The sequence below is a fragment of the Streptomyces sp. NPDC051211 genome (genome assembly GCF_040689505.1).
Taxonomy (GTDB): domain Bacteria; phylum Actinomycetota; class Actinomycetes; order Streptomycetales; family Streptomycetaceae; genus Streptomyces.
The window spans coordinates 1-19,160 of record NZ_JBFBAV010000076.1; the positions used below are offsets into that span (position 1 = coordinate 1).

Annotated in this window: 15 protein-coding genes; 10 read left to right on the plus strand and 5 right to left on the minus strand. The window is 71.2% G+C overall.

What is annotated here, in order from left to right; all coding sequences use genetic code 11:
- Positions 1 to 756: 756 nt before the first annotated feature.
- The 9 genes from AB0447_RS35425 (at position 757) to pssA (ending at position 11,748) form a co-directional block, all read left to right on the plus strand.
- Positions 757 to 2,559: a 3-hydroxybutyryl-CoA dehydrogenase gene (locus AB0447_RS35425; RefSeq protein WP_366481073.1), complete on the plus strand. Its 1,803-nt coding sequence runs from the start codon at positions 757 to 759 to the stop codon at positions 2,557 to 2,559.
- Between the two features lie 157 nt (positions 2,560 to 2,716).
- Entirely contained in the window at positions 2,717 to 3,556 is an 840-nt protein-coding gene (locus AB0447_RS35430) for a TetR family transcriptional regulator (RefSeq protein ID WP_366481074.1), read from the plus strand.
- A 361-nt stretch (positions 3,557 to 3,917) separates the two neighbouring features.
- Positions 3,918 to 5,255, plus strand: coding sequence for a crotonyl-CoA carboxylase/reductase (ccrA, locus tag AB0447_RS35435; RefSeq protein WP_366481075.1), 1,338 nt, complete (start codon positions 3,918 to 3,920; stop codon positions 5,253 to 5,255).
- Positions 5,256 to 5,285: 30 nt separating this feature from the next.
- Positions 5,286 to 7,355: a protein meaA gene (locus AB0447_RS35440; protein ID WP_366481076.1), complete on the plus strand. Its 2,070-nt coding sequence runs from the start codon at positions 5,286 to 5,288 to the stop codon at positions 7,353 to 7,355.
- Entirely contained in the window at positions 7,352 to 8,326 is a 975-nt protein-coding gene (locus AB0447_RS35445) for a CoA ester lyase (RefSeq protein ID WP_249768874.1), read from the plus strand. The genes AB0447_RS35440 and AB0447_RS35445 overlap by 4 nt, the downstream gene beginning before the upstream one ends.
- Positions 8,327 to 8,331: 5 nt before the next feature.
- Positions 8,332 to 8,844 carry a MaoC family dehydratase gene (locus tag AB0447_RS35450; protein ID WP_030155134.1) on the plus strand — a complete coding sequence of 171 codons (513 nt, stop codon included), beginning with the start codon at positions 8,332 to 8,334 and terminating at the stop codon, positions 8,842 to 8,844.
- 2 nt (positions 8,845 to 8,846) lie between these two features.
- The gene (locus AB0447_RS35455) at positions 8,847 to 10,052 is read left to right on the plus strand and encodes an acyl-CoA dehydrogenase family protein (RefSeq protein WP_366481078.1); all 1,206 of its coding nucleotides are present in this window, start codon (positions 8,847 to 8,849) and stop codon (positions 10,050 to 10,052) included.
- 177 nt (positions 10,053 to 10,229) lie between these two features.
- Positions 10,230 to 10,886: a phosphatidylserine decarboxylase gene (locus AB0447_RS35460; RefSeq protein ID WP_366481079.1), complete on the plus strand. Its 657-nt coding sequence runs from the start codon at positions 10,230 to 10,232 to the stop codon at positions 10,884 to 10,886.
- A gap of 40 nt (positions 10,887 to 10,926) precedes the next feature.
- The gene (gene pssA, locus AB0447_RS35465) at positions 10,927 to 11,748 is read left to right on the plus strand and encodes a CDP-diacylglycerol--serine O-phosphatidyltransferase (RefSeq protein WP_366481086.1); all 822 of its coding nucleotides are present in this window, start codon (positions 10,927 to 10,929) and stop codon (positions 11,746 to 11,748) included.
- 166 nt (positions 11,749 to 11,914) lie between these two features.
- Here the strand turns inward: pssA and AB0447_RS35470 are convergent, their stop codons facing one another.
- Genes AB0447_RS35470 through AB0447_RS35490 form a run of 5 tightly spaced genes read right to left on the minus strand, consistent with a single transcriptional unit; the run spans position 11,915 to position 16,706 of the window.
- The gene (locus AB0447_RS35470) at positions 11,915 to 13,177 is read right to left on the minus strand and encodes an ABC transporter substrate-binding protein (protein WP_366481080.1); all 1,263 of its coding nucleotides are present in this window, start codon (positions 13,175 to 13,177) and stop codon (positions 11,915 to 11,917) included.
- Positions 13,174 to 14,241: a branched-chain amino acid ABC transporter permease gene (locus AB0447_RS35475; protein ID WP_366481081.1), complete on the minus strand. Its 1,068-nt coding sequence runs from the start codon at positions 14,239 to 14,241 to the stop codon at positions 13,174 to 13,176. Before AB0447_RS35475 ends, AB0447_RS35470 begins: the two co-directional genes overlap by 4 nt.
- Complete coding sequence (locus AB0447_RS35480) at positions 14,234 to 15,124, minus strand: branched-chain amino acid ABC transporter permease (protein ID WP_366481082.1); 891 nt, start codon at positions 15,122 to 15,124, stop codon at positions 14,234 to 14,236. The genes AB0447_RS35475 and AB0447_RS35480 overlap by 8 nt, the downstream gene beginning before the upstream one ends.
- Positions 15,121 to 15,918 (minus strand): ABC transporter ATP-binding protein, encoded by a 798-nt coding sequence (locus AB0447_RS35485; RefSeq protein WP_366481083.1) that lies wholly within the window; start codon positions 15,916 to 15,918, stop codon positions 15,121 to 15,123. The genes AB0447_RS35480 and AB0447_RS35485 overlap by 4 nt, the downstream gene beginning before the upstream one ends.
- Complete coding sequence (locus AB0447_RS35490; RefSeq protein WP_366481084.1) at positions 15,915 to 16,706, minus strand: ABC transporter ATP-binding protein; 792 nt, start codon at positions 16,704 to 16,706, stop codon at positions 15,915 to 15,917. Before AB0447_RS35490 ends, AB0447_RS35485 begins: the two co-directional genes overlap by 4 nt.
- A gap of 191 nt (positions 16,707 to 16,897) precedes the next feature.
- Between AB0447_RS35490 and AB0447_RS35495 the strand changes: the two genes are divergently transcribed.
- Positions 16,898 to 18,103 (plus strand): helix-turn-helix domain-containing protein, encoded by a 1,206-nt coding sequence (locus tag AB0447_RS35495; RefSeq protein WP_366481085.1) that lies wholly within the window; start codon positions 16,898 to 16,900, stop codon positions 18,101 to 18,103.
- Positions 18,104 to 19,160 lie beyond the last annotated feature (1,057 nt).

The window sequence follows — 19,160 nt, forward strand, 5'->3', positions numbered from 1 at the left end:
CCCCCATGCCATCCCCCGGGGGCCGCCCGACAGTCCTTGTCTTTCCGGGACGGACGGCGGGGTCAAGGGTGGCCGCAGGCCATCGCGCAGCGACGCGACGAAGGAGCGCCCTTGACGCCGACGGCCGGCACGGAAGGACGATGGGACTGACGGGCAGCCCCCGGGCACCCCCTCGCCGCCGGTCCGGCACACCCCACCAACCCCCACCCCCGCCCCACAGACGGCCCCAACCCCACCACGGCGTACCGCCCCTGCCCCCGCCCACCGGTCAGCCCCCGCCCGCAGTCGGCCCCGCCCGCAGGCCAGCCCCCGCCCACAGTCGACTCCCGCCCACAGTCGGCCCCGCCCGCAATCAGCCCCCACCCCCAGGCCACCCCCCACCCCAGCGCCCACGCCCCCAAGCCGCCAAGCCGCAAAACCCCCAAGCCCCCAAGCCCCCAAGCCCCCAAGCCGCCCTGCCCCCCGACTCCAGCCACAATCCACCCGGTTGTGCACGTCACACCTCCTGGGCTCTGGCCAAGTGGTTACCGACGAGTTAATCTCCCCTCAGCAGGAGCGGCCTGGTGACGCAGCCGCCCCCGCGTTGGTCGGTTCGGCATGTGTGAACGGCGTGCGCCCCGGGACAGGGCCTTTCGCCGCAGCACCGCCATGCATCGTGTATCGCCACGCCTCGCAGCTCGCGTACGGCAGTCGCGCCCCTTTCTTCGCGCGTGCCCGCTCAGCCGTCACCCCTTAAACCCTCACTGGAGTCCTGTCATGGACCTTCCGTCCACGTCCAGTCAGCCCGCCCTCCAGACCGTCGCCATCGTCGGCCTCGGCACCATGGGCACGGGCATCGCCGAAGTCCTCACCCGCGCCGGTCACGAAGTCATCGGCATCGATGTCAGCGAGGCCGCCGGCCGGGCCTGTGCCGCCGCGTTGGAGGCCTCCACCGCCCGGTCCGTCGCCAAGGAGCGGCTCACCGAGTCCGAGCGGGCGGGTGTGCTGTCCCGGCTGCGCACCTTCACCGACCTGCAGGCCGCCGTGCACGCCGATCTCGTCATCGAGGTCGTGCCGGAGGACTACGCGCTCAAGCAGCAGGTCTTCCGCGACCTGGACGCGATCGTCCGGCCCGACACGATTCTGGCGACCGGCACCAACGCCCTGTCCGTGACCCGGCTGGCCGCCGAGTCGCAGCACCCGGAGCGGGTCCTCGGGCTGCACTTCTTCAACCCGGCCCCGGCGATGAAGCTGGTCGAGGTGGTCTCCTCGGTGCTGACCGCCCCGTCGGCCGTCGAGGCGGTCACCGCGCTCGCCCGGTCGCTCGGCAAGGAGCCGGTCGCGGTCGGCGACCGCCCCGGTTTCGTCGCGGACGGCCTGCTCTTCGGCTACCTCAACCAGGCCGCCGCCATGTACGAGTCGAAGTACGCCTCCCGCGAGGACATCGACGCGGCGATGAAGCTGGGCTGCGGCCTGCCCATGGGTCCGCTGGCCCTGCTCGACCTGATCGGCGTGGACACCGCGCGGACCGTCCTGGAGGCCATGTACACCTCCTCCGGCGACCGGCTGCACGCCCCGGCGCCGATCCTGGGCCACCTCACCGAGGCGGGGCTGACCGGCCGGAAGGCGGGTCGCGGCTTCTACTCGTACGAGGCGCCGGGCAGCCCGGTGGTGGTGCGGGACGCGCTGACCCCGCTGGAGGGCGGCGGCCCGGTCGCCGGCCGTCCGGTGAGCTCGGTGGGTGTGGCCGGGTCCGGCACGATGGCGAGCGGCATCGCGCAGGTCTTCGCGCAGGCCGGCTTCGCCGTGGTGCTGGCCGCGCGCAGCGACGAGAAAGCCGCCGCCGCGAAGGCCGCGATCGGGAAGTCCCTGGGCCGGGCCGTGGCCAAGGGCCGGCTGTCCGAGGAGGCCGCGGAGCAGACCCTGGCCCTGATCACCCCGGCCGGTTCGCTGGAGGCGTTCGCCGAGGTGGACCTGGCGGTCGAGGCGGTCGCGGAGGACCTGGCGGTGAAGCAGGAGCTGTTCGCCGCCCTGGACAAGATCTGCAAGCCGGGTGCGGTGCTGGCGACCACCACCTCCTCGCTGCCGGTGATCGCCTGCGCCCGTGCGACCTCGCGCCCGCAGGACGTGATCGGCATGCACTTCTTCAACCCGGCGCCGGCGATGAAGCTGGTCGAGGTGGTCCGTACCGTCCTGACCGCCGACGACGTGCACGCCACGGTCCGCGAGGTCTGTGCCAAGGTCCGCAAGCACGCGGTGGACTGCGGGGACCGGGCCGGGTTCATCGTGAACGCGCTGCTGTTCCCGTACCTGAACAACGCGATCAAGATGGTGGAGTCGCACTACGCGTCGCTGGACGACATCGACGCGGCGATGAAGCTGGGCGGCGGCTACCCGATGGGCCCGTTCGAGCTCCTCGACGTGGTCGGCCTGGACGTGTCCCTGGCCATCGAGAAGGTGCTCCACAAGGAGTTCCGCGACCCGGGCCTGGCCCCGTCCCCGCTGCTGGAGCACCTGGTGGCGGCGGGCTGCCTGGGCCGGAAGACCGGCCGCGGATTCCGTGAGTACGCCCGGCGGTAACCCGCCCCGGGCACACGAGCCGGATGCGTGGGGAGGGCTGCTCGGGTCCGCCGGACCCTCACGGCGGACGAACCCTCCCGAGCCCAGTGCGGGCTCTCCCCCGCATCCTTCCCTTCCTCCGGGCCCGGACAGCCCTCGGGCGCGCGCTCCGGCGCGCATGCAGTACGTTCGCACTATGTCCCAGCCCGCCAAGACCCAGGCCCGCACCGTCACGGCCTCCTCCGACGCCCCGGAGAGCGCCGCCGGCTCCCGGGCGGCCGCGCAGCGGCTCAAGATGCGCCGCGAGCTCGCCACGGCGGCGATGGAGCTGTTCGCGACCAAGGGGTACGAGGCGACGACGGTCGACGAGATCGCCGCGACCGCCGGTGTGGCCCGGCGTACCTTCTTCCGCCATTTCCGGTCCAAGGAAGAGGCGATCTTCCCCGATCACGACGACACCCTGACCCGGGCGGAGGCCGTTCTCGACGCGGCGCCGGCGCACGAGCACCCGCTCGACACCGTCTGCCGGGGGATCAAGGAAGTCATGAAGATGTACGCGGCCGCGCCCTCGGTGTCGGTGGAGCGGTACCGGCTGACCCGTGAGGTGCCGGCCCTGCGGGAGCGGGAGATCGCTTCGGTGGCCCGGTACGAGCGGCTGTTCACCCGCTACCTGCTGGCCCATTTCGACGAAACGGACCACCACGACGGCAATGACGACCCGCTGCTGGCGGAGGTGGCCGCCTCCGCGGTGGTCACGGCCCACAACCACGTGCTGCGTCGCTGGCTGCGGGCCGGCGGCCAGGGGGACGTGGAGGCGCAGCTGGACCACGCCTTCTCGATCGTGCGGAAGACGTTCGGCACCGGGATCGGCGCGGGCCGGACGCTGACCGAGGCGGCTGCGCCCGCGCCGGCCGCGACGGCCCGTACCGAGGGCGAGGTGCTGGTGACGGTGGCGCGGACGGACGCCCCGCTCGACGAGGTCATGCGGACCATCGAAGAGGCACTGCGCAACAAGTAGCGACGCTCGTCACAGTGGCCGCACCCGGTTCCGGGTGCGGCCACTGTCGTATGTCCAGCTTGCCCCTACTCGCCGGTAACTCTGATCGATCATCGCTCAATTGCGCAGGTCAATCGGCAAATGAGAGAAATTTTTGGCACGCGGTGCCTTGCCGGGTGACACGGGGTGCCATACGTTGAACTCGTCCGGATGTCCCCGCGATCCACGCCCACCACGGCATGGCACGCGCCCCGGACGCCTGCGTCACCAGGCACCTCCCGCGCCCCGAACGGGCGCCGCGCAGCACCACAGCACCGCCGAACCGACGGCAACCCTCACTTCTCAGCGCACCCTCATTCAGCGCTACGCCGGAGGCACTACCGTGAAGGACATTCTGGACGCGATCCAGTCGCAGACCGCTACGGCCGACGACTTCGCGGCCCTGCCGCTCCCCGACTCCTACCGCGCGATCACCGTGCACAAGGACGAGACGGAGATGTTCGCCGGGCTCACCACCCGCGAGAAGGACCCGCGCAAGTCCCTGCACCTGGACCAGGTCCCGGTGCCGGAACTCGGCCCGGGCGAGGCCCTAGTGGCCGTCATGGCCTCCTCGGTCAACTACAACTCCGTGTGGACCTCGATCTTCGAGCCGGTGTCCACCTTCAGCTTCCTCGAGCGCTACGGGCGCCTGTCGGAGCTGACCAAGCGCCACGACCTCCCGTACCACATCATCGGCTCCGACCTCGCGGGCGTCGTGCTGCGCACCGGCCCGGGCGTCAACGCGTGGAACCCCGGCGACGAGGTCGTCGCGCACTGCCTCTCGGTCGAGCTGGAGTCCTCGGACGGCCACAACGACACGATGCTCGACCCCGAGCAGCGCATCTGGGGCTTCGAGACCAACTTCGGCGGCCTGGCGGAGATCGCACTCGTCAAGTCCAACCAGCTGATGCCCAAGCCCGCCCACCTCAGCTGGGAGGAGGCCGCCTCCCCCGGCCTGGTCAACTCCACCGCGTACCGCCAGCTGGTCTCCCGCAACGGCGCCGGCATGAAGCAGGGCGACAACGTCCTGATCTGGGGCGCGAGCGGCGGCCTCGGCTCGTACGCCACCCAGTTCGCGCTGGCCGGCGGCGCCAACCCGATCTGCGTCGTCTCCTCTCCCGAGAAGGCCGACATCTGCCGGGCCATGGGCGCGGAGGCGGTCATCGACCGCAACGCCGAGGGCTACAAGTTCTGGAAGGACGAGCACACCCAGGACCCGAAGGAGTGGAAGCGCTTCGGCAAGCGCATCCGCGAGCTGACCGGCGGCGAGGACATCGACATCGTCTTCGAGCACCCCGGCCGCGAGACCTTCGGCGCGAGCGTCTACGTCACCCGCAAGGGCGGCACCATCACCACCTGCGCCTCGACCTCGGGCTACATGCACGAGTACGACAACCGCTACCTGTGGATGTCGCTCAAGCGCATCATCGGCTCGCACTTCGCGAACTACCGCGAGGCGTGGGAGGCCAACCGCCTGATCGCCAAGGGCAAGATCCACCCCACCCTCTCGAAGGTCTACTCCCTGGAGGAGACCGGCCAGGCGGCGTACGACGTCCACCGCAACCTCCACCAGGGCAAGGTCGGCGTCCTCGCGCTGGCCCCCGAGGAGGGCCTGGGCGTCCGCGACCACGAGCTGCGCGCCACGCACCTCGACGCCATCAACCGCTTCCGGAACATCTGAGACGCCCCCGGGCCATAAGGAACGCCTGAGATGACAGAGCGCCAGAAGGACCGTCCGTGGCTCATGCGGACGTACGCCGGCCACTCCACGGCCGAGGCGTCCAACGAGCTGTACCGCCGCAACCTCGCCAAGGGCCAGACCGGCCTGTCGGTCGCGTTCGACCTGCCGACGCAGACCGGCTACGACCCCGACCACATCCTCGCCCGCGGCGAGGTGGGCCGGGTCGGGGTCCCGGTCTCGCATCTGGGCGACATGCGGCGGCTGTTCCAGGACATACCCCTGGAGCAGATGAACACCTCGATGACGATCAACGCCACCGCGATGTGGCTGCTGGCGCTCTACCAGGTGGCCGCCGAGGAGCAGGGCGCGGACATCTCCAAGCTCCAGGGCACCACCCAGAACGACATCGTCAAGGAGTACCTGTCGCGCGGGACGCACGTCTTCCCGCCCGGGCCCTCGCTCCGCCTGACGACGGACATGATCGCGTACACGGTCAACCACATCCCGAAGTGGAACCCGATCAACATCTGCAGCTACCACCTGCAGGAGGCGGGGGCCACTCCGGTCCAGGAGATCTCGTACGCGATGTCCACCGCCATCGCGGTGCTGGACTCGGTCCGCGACTCGGGGCAGGTCCCGGAGGACCGGTTCGGCGAGGTGGTCGCCCGTATCTCCTTCTTCGTGAACGCGGGCGTCCGCTTCATCGAGGAAATGTGCAAGATGCGCGCCTTCGGCCGCATCTGGGACAAGGTCACCCGCGAGCGCTACGGCATCGAGAACGACAAGCAGCGCCGCTTCCGCTACGGCGTCCAGGTCAACTCGCTCGGCCTGACCGAGGCGCAGCCGGAGAACAACGTCCAGCGCATCGTGCTGGAGATGCTGGCGGTCACCCTCTCCAAGGACGCCCGCGCCCGCGCCGTGCAGCTGCCGGCCTGGAACGAGGCGCTGGGGCTCCCCCGGCCCTGGGACCAGCAGTGGTCGCTGCGCATCCAGCAGGTCCTCGCCCACGAGAGCGACCTGCTGGAGTACGAGGACATCTTCGCCGGGTCGCACGTCATCGAGGCCAAGGTGGACGCCCTGGTCGCGGAGTGCCTGGCCGAGATCGACCGGATCCAGGAGATGGGCGGCGCGATGGCCGCCGTCGAGTCCGGCTACCTGAAGTCCCAGCTGGTCTCCTCGCACGCCGAGCGGCGGGCCCGGATCGAGGCCGGCGAGGACAAGATCGTCGGGGTGAACTGCTTCCAGCAGACCGAGGAGAACCCGCTGACCGCCGACCTGGACGGCGCGATCATGACGGTGGACGGGGCGGTGGAGGCGCTGACCGTCGAGCGCATCGTCCGCTGGCGCGCCGAGCGCGAGGAGTCCTCGGACCGCCAGGGGAACGGCGACCCGTTCGTCTTCCCCACCACCGGGCAGGCCCTGGAGCGCCTCAAGGAGGCCGCGGCCGGCACCGAGAACCTGATGGAGGCCACCCTGGAGTGCGCCCGCGCCGGTGTCACCACCGGCGAATGGGCGAGCGCCCTGCGCGAGGTCTTCGGCGAGTTCCGCGCCCCCACCGGGGTCTCCTCGGCGCCGGTGGCGGTCACCGCGGAGCCCGGCACGCCGATGCACGAGGTCCGCGAGAAGGTGGCGCGCACGGCCGAGGAGCTCGGCTCGGGGCGGCTGCGCCTGCTGGTCGGCAAGCCCGGCCTGGACGGGCACTCCAACGGCGCCGAGCAGATCGCCGTCCGCGCCCGCGACGCCGGCTTCGAGGTGGTCTACCAGGGCATCCGGCTGACACCGGAGGAGATCTCCTCCGCGGCGCTGGCCGAGGACGTGCACTGCGTGGGACTGTCCATCCTGTCCGGCTCCCACAGCGCACTCGTCCCGGACGTCCTGGAGCGGCTGCGCAAGGCGGGGGCGGGTGACATTCCCGTCATCGTCGGAGGCATCATTCCGAACGCGGATGCCGTGACACTCAAGGCAGCCGGTGTGGCCGCCGTCTTCACGCCGAAGGACTTCGGCATCACCGAGATCATCGGTCGTATCGTCGACGAGATCCGCAAAGCCAACAAGCTCGCCCCTCTCGAAATCGTTGCAAGCACGGAGGTCCCCGCATGACCACGCCCGTCCACCCGGTGAACCGTCTTCGCCCGCGTCGCTCCTGCCTCGCGGTTCCGGGTTCGAACCCGCGCTTCCTGGAGAAGGCCCAGGGCCTGCCGGCCGACCAGGTCTTCCTGGACCTGGAGGACGCCTGCGCGCCGCTCGCCAAGGAAGGCGCCCGCCACACCATCGTGGACGCGCTGAACAACGGCGACTGGACGGGCAAGACCCGGGTCGTGCGCGTCAACGACTGGACCACGCACTGGACCTACCGCGACGTCATCACGGTCGTCGAGGGAGCCGGCCAGAACCTCGACTGCATCATGCTGCCGAAGGTCCAGGACGCCCAGCAGGTCGTGGCCCTGGACCTCCTGCTGACCCAGATCGAGAAGACCATGGGCTTCGAGGTCGGCAAGATCGGCATCGAGGCGCAGATCGAGAACGCCAAGGGCCTGGTGAACGTCGACGAGATCGCCGCCGCCTCGCCGCGACTGGAGACGATCATCTTCGGCCCGGCCGACTTCATGGCCTCCATCAACATGAAGTCGCTGGTCGTGGGCATGCAGCCGCCCGGCTACGGCGCGGACGCCTACCACTACATCCTGATGCGGATCCTGATGGCGGCCCGTATGCACAACCTCCAGGCGATCGACGGCCCCTTCCTGCAGATCCGCGACGTGGACGCGTACCGCGAGGTGGCCGGCCGGGCCGCCGCCCTGGGCTTCGACGGCAAGTGGGTGCTGCACCCGGGCCAGGTCGACGCGGCCAACGAGGTCTTCTCCCCCTCGCAGGAGGACTACGACCACGCCGAGCTGATCCTCGACGCGTACGACTGGTGCACCTCGGAGGCGGGCGGCAAGAAGGGCTCGGCGATGCTCGGCGACGAGATGATCGACGAGGCCAGCCGCAAGATGGCCCTGGTCATCGCCGGCAAGGGCCGGGCCGCCGGCATGCAGCGCACCAGCAAGTTCGAGATCCCGGAGGCCTGAGCCCCATGCAGTTCGGACGGACGTACGAAGAGTTCGAGGTCGGCGCGGTCTACAAGCACTGGCCCGGGAAGACGGTCACCGAGTACGACGACCACCTCTTCTGTCTGCTGACCATGAACCACCACCCGCTCCACATGGACAGCAATTACGCCGAGAACACGACCGACTTCGGCAAGAACGTGGTCGTGGGCAACTACATCTACTCGCTGCTGCTGGGCATGTCCGTGCCGGACGTCTCCGGGAAGGCCATCGCCAACCTGGAGATCGAGTCCCTGCGGCACGTGGCGCCGACCTTCCACGGCGACACCATCTACGGCGAGACCACGGTCCTGGACAAGACCCCGTCGAAGTCGAAGAACGACCGCGGCATCGTCTACGTCGAGACCAAGGGCTACAAGCAGGACGGCACCCTCGTCTGCGTCTTCCGGCGCAAGGTGATGGTCCCGACCGAGACGTACATCAAGGAGCGCGGCGGCGAGCAGCCCGGCCGCCCCCAGCTGAAGGAACAGGGGAAGTAGCCATGGCACGACTCGCCCAGACCGCCGGGCTCACGGACGTCCAGCGGGAGATCCTCAAGACCGTCCGGGAGTTCGTCGACAAGGAGATCATCCCGGTCGCGACCGAGCTGGAGCACCGCGACGAGTACCCGCAGCAGATCGTCGACGGCCTCAAGGAGCTCGGCCTCTTCGGCCTGATGATCCCGGAGGAGTACGGCGGCCTGGGTGAGTCGCTCCTCACCTACGCCCTGTGCGTGGAGGAGATAGCCCGGGGCTGGATGTCCGTCTCGGGCATCATCAACACGCACTTCATCGTGGCGTACATGCTCAAGCAGCACGGCACCCAGGAGCAGAAGGACCACTTCCTGCCCCGGATGGCGCTGGGCGAGGTGCGCGGCGCGTTCTCGATGTCCGAGCCGGCGCTGGGCTCCGATGTGTCGGCCATCACCTCCAAGGCGGTGAAGGACGGCGACGAGTACGTCCTGAACGGCCAGAAGATGTGGCTGACCAACGGCGGCTCGTCCACCCTGGTGGCCGTTCTGGTGCGGAGTGACGAAGGCCACCCCGAGGGCACGGCGCCGCACAAGTCGATGACGACCTTCCTGGTGGAGAAGGAGCCGGGCTTCGGCGAGGTCCGTCCGGGCCTGACCATCCCCGGCAAGATCGACAAGATGGGCTACAAGGGGGTCGACACGACCGAGCTCATCATGGACGGACTGCGCATTCCGGCCAATCGTGTCCTGGGCGGGACCACCGGCCGAGGGTTTTACCAAATGATGGACGGGGTCGAGGTCGGCCGCGTCAACGTGGCGGCGCGTGGTTGCGGCGTTGCGCAGCGTGCATTCGAGCTGGGTGTCTCGTATGCCCAGCAACGTCACACTTTCGGGAAGCCGATCGCCGAGCACCAGGCCATTCAGTTCAAGCTGGCCGAGATGGCTACCAAGGTCGAGGCCGCCCATGCGATGATGGTCAACGCAGCACGCAAAAAGGACTCCGGGGAACGAAACGACCTCGAAGCAGGGATGGCGAAGTACCTCGCCTCCGAGTACTGCAAGGAGGTGGTGGAGGACGCCTTCCGGATCCACGGCGGATACGGCTTCTCGAAGGAGTACGAGATCGAGCGGCTCTACCGCGAGGCTCCGATGCTGCTCATCGGTGAAGGTACCGCCGAGATCCAGAAAATGATCATTGGGCGACGCCTGCTCGAGGAGTACCGACTCCAGGGCTGAACGTCCCGATTCGCCCCTTTTTAGGAGCGAAAAGGGTCACATCCAGTCACTGGGCTTGGGTCACCGACTCGGCTTCTGGCTTGCCCAGTTGTTGCGCGCAACCGCTAGCATTCCAGTACAGCCGCCGCCCCGTCCCCCCGTTTGCGGCGCGGCAATCACACGCTACGAAGGTCATCCATGCCCCACAGCCAAACCTCTGCACCTCGCGACAGCCTCACTGGCGTACGCCTCGCGCGCGGAGCATCGCCGTGGCTTCTGCCGACCGTCGCCACCGCGGCGCTCAGCCTGATCCGGGCCCGCAAGTCCGGACGCTGGGCCGCGGCGGCCGTGCCCACCACCGCTCTCGCGGCGGGCATGCTGTGGTTCTTCCGTGACCCCGAGCGAGAGATCGCTCAGGGCCGGGTCATCTCCCCCGCCGACGGTGTGGTGCAGAGCATCATGCCGTGGAAGGACGGACGGACCCGCGTCGCGATCTTCATGAGCCCGCTGAACGTCCACGTCAACCGCGCGCCGCTGGCCGGCACGGTGACGTCCGTGGAGCACATCCCCGGCGGGTTCGTCCCGGCGTTCAACAAGGAGAGCGAGAACAACGAGCGCGTTGTCTGGCACTTCGACACCGAGCTCGGCGACATCGAGATGGTGCAGATCGCGGGTGCGGTCGCCCGTCGGATCGTCCCCTACGTGCCGGCCGGCACGAAGGTGGAGCAGGGCGAACGGATCGGTCTGATCCGCTTCGGCTCGCGCGTCGACATCTACCTCCCCGAGGGCGTCGAAGTCGCGGTCGAGGTCGGCCAGGCCACGACCGCGGGGGTGACCCGAATTGACCGTGACTGATCCCGAATCACCGGCGAGCCGTACGGACCGCACCGACTGGGTGCCGGAAGCGGCCCCCGAGGAGACCGACGGCGAGGAGATGCCCCTCTCGCTGCGGCTGTCGATAGCGGACACCCTCACCCTCGGCAACGCGACCTGCGGATTCATGGCGGTGTACTTCACCACCACCGGAATCCTCATCCCGCACCTCACCGGCAGCGCCGAGACGGGCATGGCCCGCCACAGCGCCGCGACCGCGGTGATACTGATGCTGATGGCGGCCGTGTTCGACCTGTTCGACGGGCTCGTGGCGCGCAAGCTCCGCAGCTCGCCGATGGGTGCCGAGCTGGACAACCTGTCCGACCTGATCAGCTTCGGTCTGGCCCCCGCCTACTTCGTGCTCGTCTACGGCATGGTCGCCGACGACGCGCACCAGAAGGTGTCGGCGGTGGCCGCGATCGTGGTGCTGCTCGCGGTCGTGCTCCGACTCGCGAGATTCAGCTGCGTGACGATGAAGGACGGCATGTTCCAGGGCATGCCGAGCCCCTTCGGCGCGCTGACGGTCGTCTCGATCGTGCTGCTGGAGCTGCCGTTCCCGCCGACCCTGCTGGCGATCATCGGGGTGGCCTGGCTGATGGTGAGCCGGGTCGAGTACCCCAAGCCGCGGGGCGTCCTCGCGGTGGCGATGCTCAGCTGGATCGTCGGAGCGATGGGGCTGCTGGCGGCGTGGGCGTTCGACGCGCCGGGCGGCCAGCTGCTGCTCCAGACCGGCTGCGCCCTGCAGATCGTGCTGGCGGCGACCATCCCGCTGTTCGCGACGACGCGCCGGGTGAACACCTTCCGGCACAACCGCCGCGAGGCGCGCGCCACGCAGGTTCCGTAGCCTGCGGCTGACGTACCCGAGAGGGCCCGTACACCATGTGGTGTACGGGCCCTCTCGTCGTGCCCGCCCCCTTCGCGGGGCCTCCAGGCCCGGCAGCGGCTCCGCCGAGGCTCCCGGGGCTCCGCCCCGGACCCCGCGCCTCAAACGCCGGCGGGGCTGAACCCCGTCAGCCGGACGGGGTGAAGGAGGCGGCCGCCGGGGCGACCGACGCCTCCTTGACCACCTTCAAGCCCCCCGGCACCTTCTCGTCCGGCTTCATGATGATGCTCTGCCGCGTCGACGGCGCCTTCGGGTCCGAGAAGTCGTGGGTGATGCCGAAGCCGCTGTCGTACGCCTTCAGGCCGAGCAGCGCCTTGCCCACACCCTCCCGGGTGAGGTCCTTCCCGGCGCACGCCTTCTTCAGCACCTCCCCGTACACGCTCGCAGCCGTCCACCCGGCCACCACCCCGTTGTCCAGGCCCGCCCCCGGGTACTCCGCCTTGTACGCGGCGGCCAGCCCGGCCGGGCCCGCCTCGGTCGAGCCGATGGGCAGGGTGGAGGCGGCGACGTAGTAGTCCTTCTGCAAGGCCGCCCCCGCCGGCGTGGCCAGCAGCTGCGGGGCGTACGCCGAGTTGTTGCCGACGAACGGCACGTTCCAGCCGCCCGCCGCCGCGACCCCGACCAGGGAGGCCGCCTGGCGCGGACCCGCACTGATCACCACGGCCTTCACCCCGGCCTGCTTGAGCGCGGCGACCTGCGCGGTCATGTCGTTGTCGGTCGGCTTGATCTTCTGTTCGACGATCGTGAGCCCGGCCTCCTTCGCCGCGTGCTTCGCCCCGGTCAGCGCGTTCTCGCCGTAGTCGCCCTCGAAGTAGACGTGCCCGATCCTGTCCCCGGAGGCGATCCGCTTCTGGTCGAGCAGGTAGCCGATGGCGTTGACCGTCTCGATGTCGTACGTCGCCCCGACCGTACGGACGTACGGGCTGCCCAGCAGCGAGGCCGACCAGGCCTGCGGGATGACCAGGCCCTTGTCCTGGCCGTCGATGCGCTCCTCCACCGCGGCCACGAACGGGGAGCCGATGAACTGGGCGAAGCCCAGCACCTTGGGCTCCAGCTCGGTGTACGCGGCGAGCGCCTTCTGCGGGTCGTAGCCGTGGTCGCGGACGGTCAGCTCGACCTTCCGGCCGCAGATGCCGCCGGCCGCGTTGGTCTGCTTCGCCCAGAGCTGCTGGGCCTGGGTGACGCTCTTGCCGAGCGAGGCGTAGACCCCGGTCATATCGGTGAGGACGCCGAGCTGGATGGCGGTGTCGGAGACCCCGTCGCCGGTCTTCACCCCGCCCGCGCTCTCCTCGGCCTTGTCGGAGCTGCCCGCCTTGCTGCTGCAGCCGGCCGCGCCGGTCAGGACCAGCGCGGCCGCCAGGGCCGCCGTACCGAGTCTGGTTCTTCTCACGCTTGCTCCTTCTTCGAGGGGGTGAGCCGGATGACGTGGTTGAGGCGGATGAGGCCGCCGGGCAGGAACAGCACCACCAGCACCACGGCCGCGCCGTACAGGTAGCGGGAGGCCTCGCCCGGGGAGACCCCGCCGGTACCGGGGGCGGACACCAGCGGCAGGGCGTCGCTGTAACGGGTGAGCAGCTGGGGCAGCAGGGACACGAAGGCGGCGCCGACGACGGCGCCGGCCACCGTGCCCAGCCCGCCGATGACGATCATGGCGAGGTATTCGAGGGACAGGACCATGCCGAAGTAGTCGGGCACGGTCCGCTGGAAGACCAGGGCCAGCAGGACACCGGCCAGCCCCGCGTACATCGAGGACAGGACGAACACGGCGGCCCGGTAGCGGGCCACCGGCACGCCCATCACACCGGCGGCGATGTTGTGGTCGCGGATGGCGTTCATGGCCCGGCCGGGGCGGCCCCGCAGCACCCCCCGGGCGAACAGGGCGCAGGCCAGCAGCGCGGCGAGGGCCACGTACCAGAGCTTCTCGGCGGACTGGAAGGGGACCGCGGCGATCACCGTCTCGGTGTCGTCGAAGGTGATGCCGAGGAGGGACAGCGGCTCGACGGCCCGGCCGTTGAACCCGCCGGTGAGGCTGCCCGCGTTGAAGAGCACGTGCTGCCCGATGAAGATCAGCGCGAGGGTGGCGATGCCGAGGTAGGCGCCGCGCAGCCGGCCCGCGATGGGACTGAACAGCCCGCCCGCCACGCCGGTGAGGGCCACCGCAAGGATCGCGGCGAGCCAGCTGGGCAGCCCCAGGCCGACGAGCTCGTGGCCGCCGGCCTTCGTGCCGTCCCCGGCGAGCGCGCAGTAGCCGTACGCCCCGACGGCCAGGAAGAAGGCGTGGCCCATGGACAGCTGGCCGGTGGCGCCGGTGAGCAGGTTGAGCCCGATGGCCCCGATGGCGGCGGCGATGGCGAACAGGCCGGCCTGGAGCCAGAACCGGTCCAGGTAGAAGGGCAGGGCGAGGAGCAGCACGGCTCCGGCGGCCCACAGGGCCCGGCGGACGAGGTCAGACACGCGCCAGCTCCTTCGTACCGAACAGGCCCGCCGGACGGAGCAGCAGCACCGCGACCATCACCAGATAGGGCGCGAGGTCGCCGATGCCGCGGCCGAGGAACGTCAGCTGGCTCTGGTAGCCGGTGGCCAGGGCCTCGGTGACGCCGACGATCAGGCCGCCCGCCAGGGCGCCGGTGGTGGAGTCGAGACCGCCGAGGATGGCGGCGGGGAAGGCCTTCAGGGCGGCCAGCGAGGTGGCCCGCTCCAGGCCCGGGGTGGGGAACACGGTCAGGAACAGGGCGGCGACCGTGGCCAGCGCTCCGGCCACCGCCCAGGCGGCGAGCGAGACCCGGCCCAGCCGTACGCCCATCAGCGCGGCGGTCTCCGGGCGTTCGGCGGCGGCCCGCATGGCCACGCCCCAGGAGGTGTAGCGGAAGACCAGCAGGAAGACGGTGATCAGCAGTCCGGCGGCGAGGATCGCGGCGATCCGGGTCTGGGCCAGGGTGACCGGCCCGAGCCGGACCACCGCGCTGCCCCACGGGTCGCCGAGCGAGAGGACGTCGGTGCCGATGCGGCGGGTGAGGTCGGTGATGAGCAGGATGTCCACGCCGATGGTGACGATGGCGAGCACGCTCTGGTCCTGCCCCCGGTAGCGGCGCATCACCAGGAACTCGATGCCCGCGCCGACGACGGCGGCCGCGGCCGCCCCCACCAGCAGCGCGAGCCAGAAACCGAGCTCCTCGTGGAGCAGCGCGGTGACGTAGCCGCCCGCCAGCAGCAGAGAGGCGTGGGCGAAGTTCACCACCTCGGTGGCCTTGAAGATGACGACGAAACCGAGCGCGATCAGCGCGTACACGGACCCCATGGACAGCCCGCCGAGCAGCAGTTCGAGGAAAGTGCTCACGCCTCCTCCTCTCCCAGATAGGCCCGGACCACGGCCGGATCGTTCTGCACCTCGGCCGGGCTGCCCCCGCCGATCCGCTTCCCGAAGTCGAGTACGGTCACCGCGTCCGCGAGCCGCATCACCACCCCCATGTCGTGTTCGACCAGCACGATCGAGATGCCGAGACCGTCCCGGACGCCCGCGATGACGGCGGCCGTGCGCTGCCGCTCGTCGGCGGTCATCCCGGCGACGGGTTCGTCGAGGAGCAGCAGCCGGGGCTCCATGCACAGGGCCCGGGCCAGCTCGACGAGCTTCTGTTTCCCGTACGGGAGGGAGCCCGCGGGCGCCCCCAGATCGCCCTCCAGGCCGACGAACGCGGCGATCTCCCGGACCCGTTCACGGTGCCGGCGGTCCTCGCGGGTCGCGGCGGGCAGCCGCAGCCCGGTGGCGAGGAAACCGGACCGCATCAGCCGGTGGCGGCCGAGCAGCAGGCTGTCGGCGACCGTGGTGTGCGGGGGCAGCGCCAGGTTCTGGAAGGTGCGGGCGACCCCGAGGGCGGCGACGGCGTGCGGGGCCAGCCCGGTGAGCTCGGTACCGCCGAACCGGACGCTGCCGGAGGCCGCCCGGTACACCCCGGACAACACGTTGAAGCAGGTCGACTTGCCGGCTCCGTTGGGTCCGATGACGGCGTGCACACTGCCGGGAGCCACCGTGAAGGAGACCCCGTCGAGAGCGGTGAGACCGGCGAACCGGACCGTGACGTCGCGAACGGCCAGCTCGGGGGGCGCGGAAGAGGAGCCGTCGGGGGCGGTCACCGGGACCACCTGCGCAGCGCGCGGGGCGCCTCGGCGGGCGCGGGCGCGCCCTCGTCCGTGATGCCCAGGTACCGGCGGCGGACCTCGTCGGAGGCGGCCAGTTCGGCAGCCCGGCCCTGCAGCGCGACCTCGCCGACCTCCAGCACGTACGCGTGGGAGGCCAGCCGCAGCGCCAGCGCCGCGTTCTGCTCGACGAGCAGGACGGACGTACCGGCCGCGTTGATCTCGGTGACCGTCTCGGCGATCGTCGCGGCCATCTTCGGGGCCAGCCCGAGGGACGGCTCGTCGAGCAACAGCAGCCGCGGCCGGGCCATCAGGGCCCGCCCGAGGGCGAGCATCTGCTGCTCGCCGCCGGACAGCAGCCCGGCCCGCTGCCGGGCCCGGCGGGCCAGCACCGGAAACAGCTGGTGCACCCGGTCGAGCGAGGCGGCCACCTCGCCGCGGGAGCCGGCCCGGGCGCCCAGCGCCCCGGCCCGCAGATTGTCCGCGACCGTCATCCGGGCGAACACCTGCCGCCCCTCGGGCACCTGCACCACCCCGGCGGCGACCACCTGGGCGGGACTGAGGCCGTCCAGCGGCCGGCCGTCGAAGCTGATGCTGCCGTCGGTGACCGCGCCGCGGTGGAACGTCAGGGTCCGGGACACCGCGCGCAGCAGTGTCGACTTCCCCGCGCCGTTCCCTCCCAGTACGACGACCACGGCGCCGGCCGGTACGTCGAGCGACACGGAGCGCAGCGCCCGCACCGGCCCGTAGCCGATGGACAGCGCGCGCACCTGTAGCGAAGCCAAGTCCTCTCCCTCCCCTGCCTGCCCTGCGTTGTGCTGGCGCACAGACCAGCACCGGGCGGAGCGCGCGTCCACGGCCGGAAGCGGAATCGCTGCTCATGACCAGCCGGGGGTGGGGTGCGGTTGTGCAAGCGCACAGACCTGCGGTCGCGGTCGCTGACGGGGGCGGCAGAGGGGTGACATCCTCTGCCCCCATGGGCGGGCACAGAACGCGTACGGACGTGGAGTGGTCGGTCCTGCTGGGGGCGGCCGAAGTTCTGATGGACCGGATCCCCGGACTCACCGATCAGCTGATCGAGGACCTGGCGAAGCACTCCCCGCTGTTCGACGTGGCGGTACCGCGCGACGAGCACTGGAAGCAGGTCAGCGAGGCGATGCACTACGGCATCGAGGCGTTCGCCGCCCGCCGCTCCGAGCCGCGCAAGGACCTCGCGTACGCGGAGGAGCTGGGCCGGCGGCGTGCCGCACAGGGGCTTCCGCTGGACCTGCTGCTGTACGCGTACCGGCGGGCCGGGCGGCTGACCTGGGAGGCCCTGCTGGACATCGTCACGGAACAGGACCCGGACGCCCTGCCGGTCCTCGCCCGGACCGCGGGCGCGATGTGGGCGGGGATCGAGCAGCAGGCGGCGGCGACGGCGGAGGCGTACCGGACGGCCGAGCGGGAGATGCGGCGGCGCAGCGACGAGCGGGTGCAGGCGCTGCTGGACGCGCTGCTGGAGGGCGACGCGTCCCCGGGCCTGGCGGCCCGTGCCGCGGCCGGCCTGGACCTGCCGGAACAGGGCCGGTACGCGGTGGTGGTACTGCCGGCCGACCGGCGGGACGCGCTGCACCGCATCGAGGCGGTGGGCGGGATGCGGCTGTTCTGGCGGATGCGGACGGAACGCGAACTGGCCGTGGTCGCGCTGGCTTCGTCCTCCCTGTCCGACCTGACGGCGGAGCTGGCCGACCGCTGCCCGGGCCCGGGCGGGATCAGCCCGGTGGTGGACGGCCTCACCGAGCTGGGGCGGGCCCGGCGGCTGGCGGAGACCGCGCTGCGCACCTGCGGCCCGGAGGACCGCACCCTGGTCCGCCTCACCGACCGCCTCCCGACGGCGCTGGTGGTCCGCCAGCCGGAACTCGCCGCCGAGCTGGTCGCGTCCGTCCTCGGGCCCTTGCTGGACCTGGACCCGGCGGACCGCGCCGTGCTCCTGGAGACCCTGGACGCGTGGCTGGCCGCGGAGGGCTCGGCGGGCCGCGCGGCGAGCCGCCTGTACTGCCACCGCAACACGGTCTTCAACCGCCTCCGCCGCCTGGAACAACTCACCTCCCGCTCCCTCTCCCGCCCCCACGACCTGATCGCCCTGACCCTGGCCCGCGACGCCCACCGCCTGAACCCTGCGGGACCGAACCCGGCGGCCTGAGGGAAACGGGTGCTGCCCCGTCCCGGGCCGCCTCCGCGCCTGCCGCTCGTACGGTGCTCTCGACACGACCACTCGCTTGCCCCGGGGGCGGGGTGTACGTACCACCCGGCGCAGGCGCGCTCCTCACCCCGGCGGGGGGTGTCATGCCGCACGGCGCAGGCGCGCTCCTCGCCCCTGCGGGGGGTGTTTGCCGCACGGCGCAGGCGCGCTCCTCGCCCCTGCGGGGTGTACGGGGCGCAAGGCGCGGGCACGCTCCTTTGCCCCCACTCGGAACCGGGCCAAGACGGCGGTGCGCCACCCACCCCTGGGGGCTCCGCCCGGACGAAGTCCGAACGCCTGGGCGGCGCTTCGCGGCGCACGGCGCACCCACCCCCATGCCCCCACTCGGAACCGGGCCAAGACGGCGGTGCGCCACCCACCCCTGCAGGCTTCGCCCGGACGGAAGCCGGAGGCTGGGCGGGGGGTGCGGTGCGCCCGGCGCAGGCCCACCCCTTTGCCCCCCACTCGGAGCCGGGCCAACACGGCGGTGCGCCACCCACCCCTGGGGGCTACGGCCGGACGGAGTCGGACGCCTGGGCGGGGCTTCGGGGCGCGCACAGCCCGACCCCGCTGGCCTGCTGGGCGGTGCCTCCCCGGCCCAGACTTGAGGCGGAGCCCCGCTACCCGGCCTCGGCGGGCTGGTTGCGGGGGCCGGGCCGAGACCCCGCTCTCCAGCCTCGCCGGGGTGGGTGCGGGGCCGGGCCGAGACCCCGCAGCCCAGCCTCGCCGGCGTTTGAGGCGCGGGTCCGGACAGCGCCCGGTTTCGGGAAGGGGCGGGGTGGGGGGAAGGCTCCGCGCAGCGGCCCACCCGGCCGCGACCCCGCTCAACTGCCGGGCGGCGACCGGCCGAGGCGCGCCCTCCCGGGCCGGGCCGGTCTGCTGGGCGGGGCCAGGGGATGGCCGGGGCTTCGCCTGGACGGAAGCGAAGGAGCAGGCGGGGGGCCTTCCCGGCAGTCCCAGTGTCGTTCCGTGTCCGTCCGGCCTGTCAAGGGCGCTCCTTCGTCGCGTCGCTTCGCGA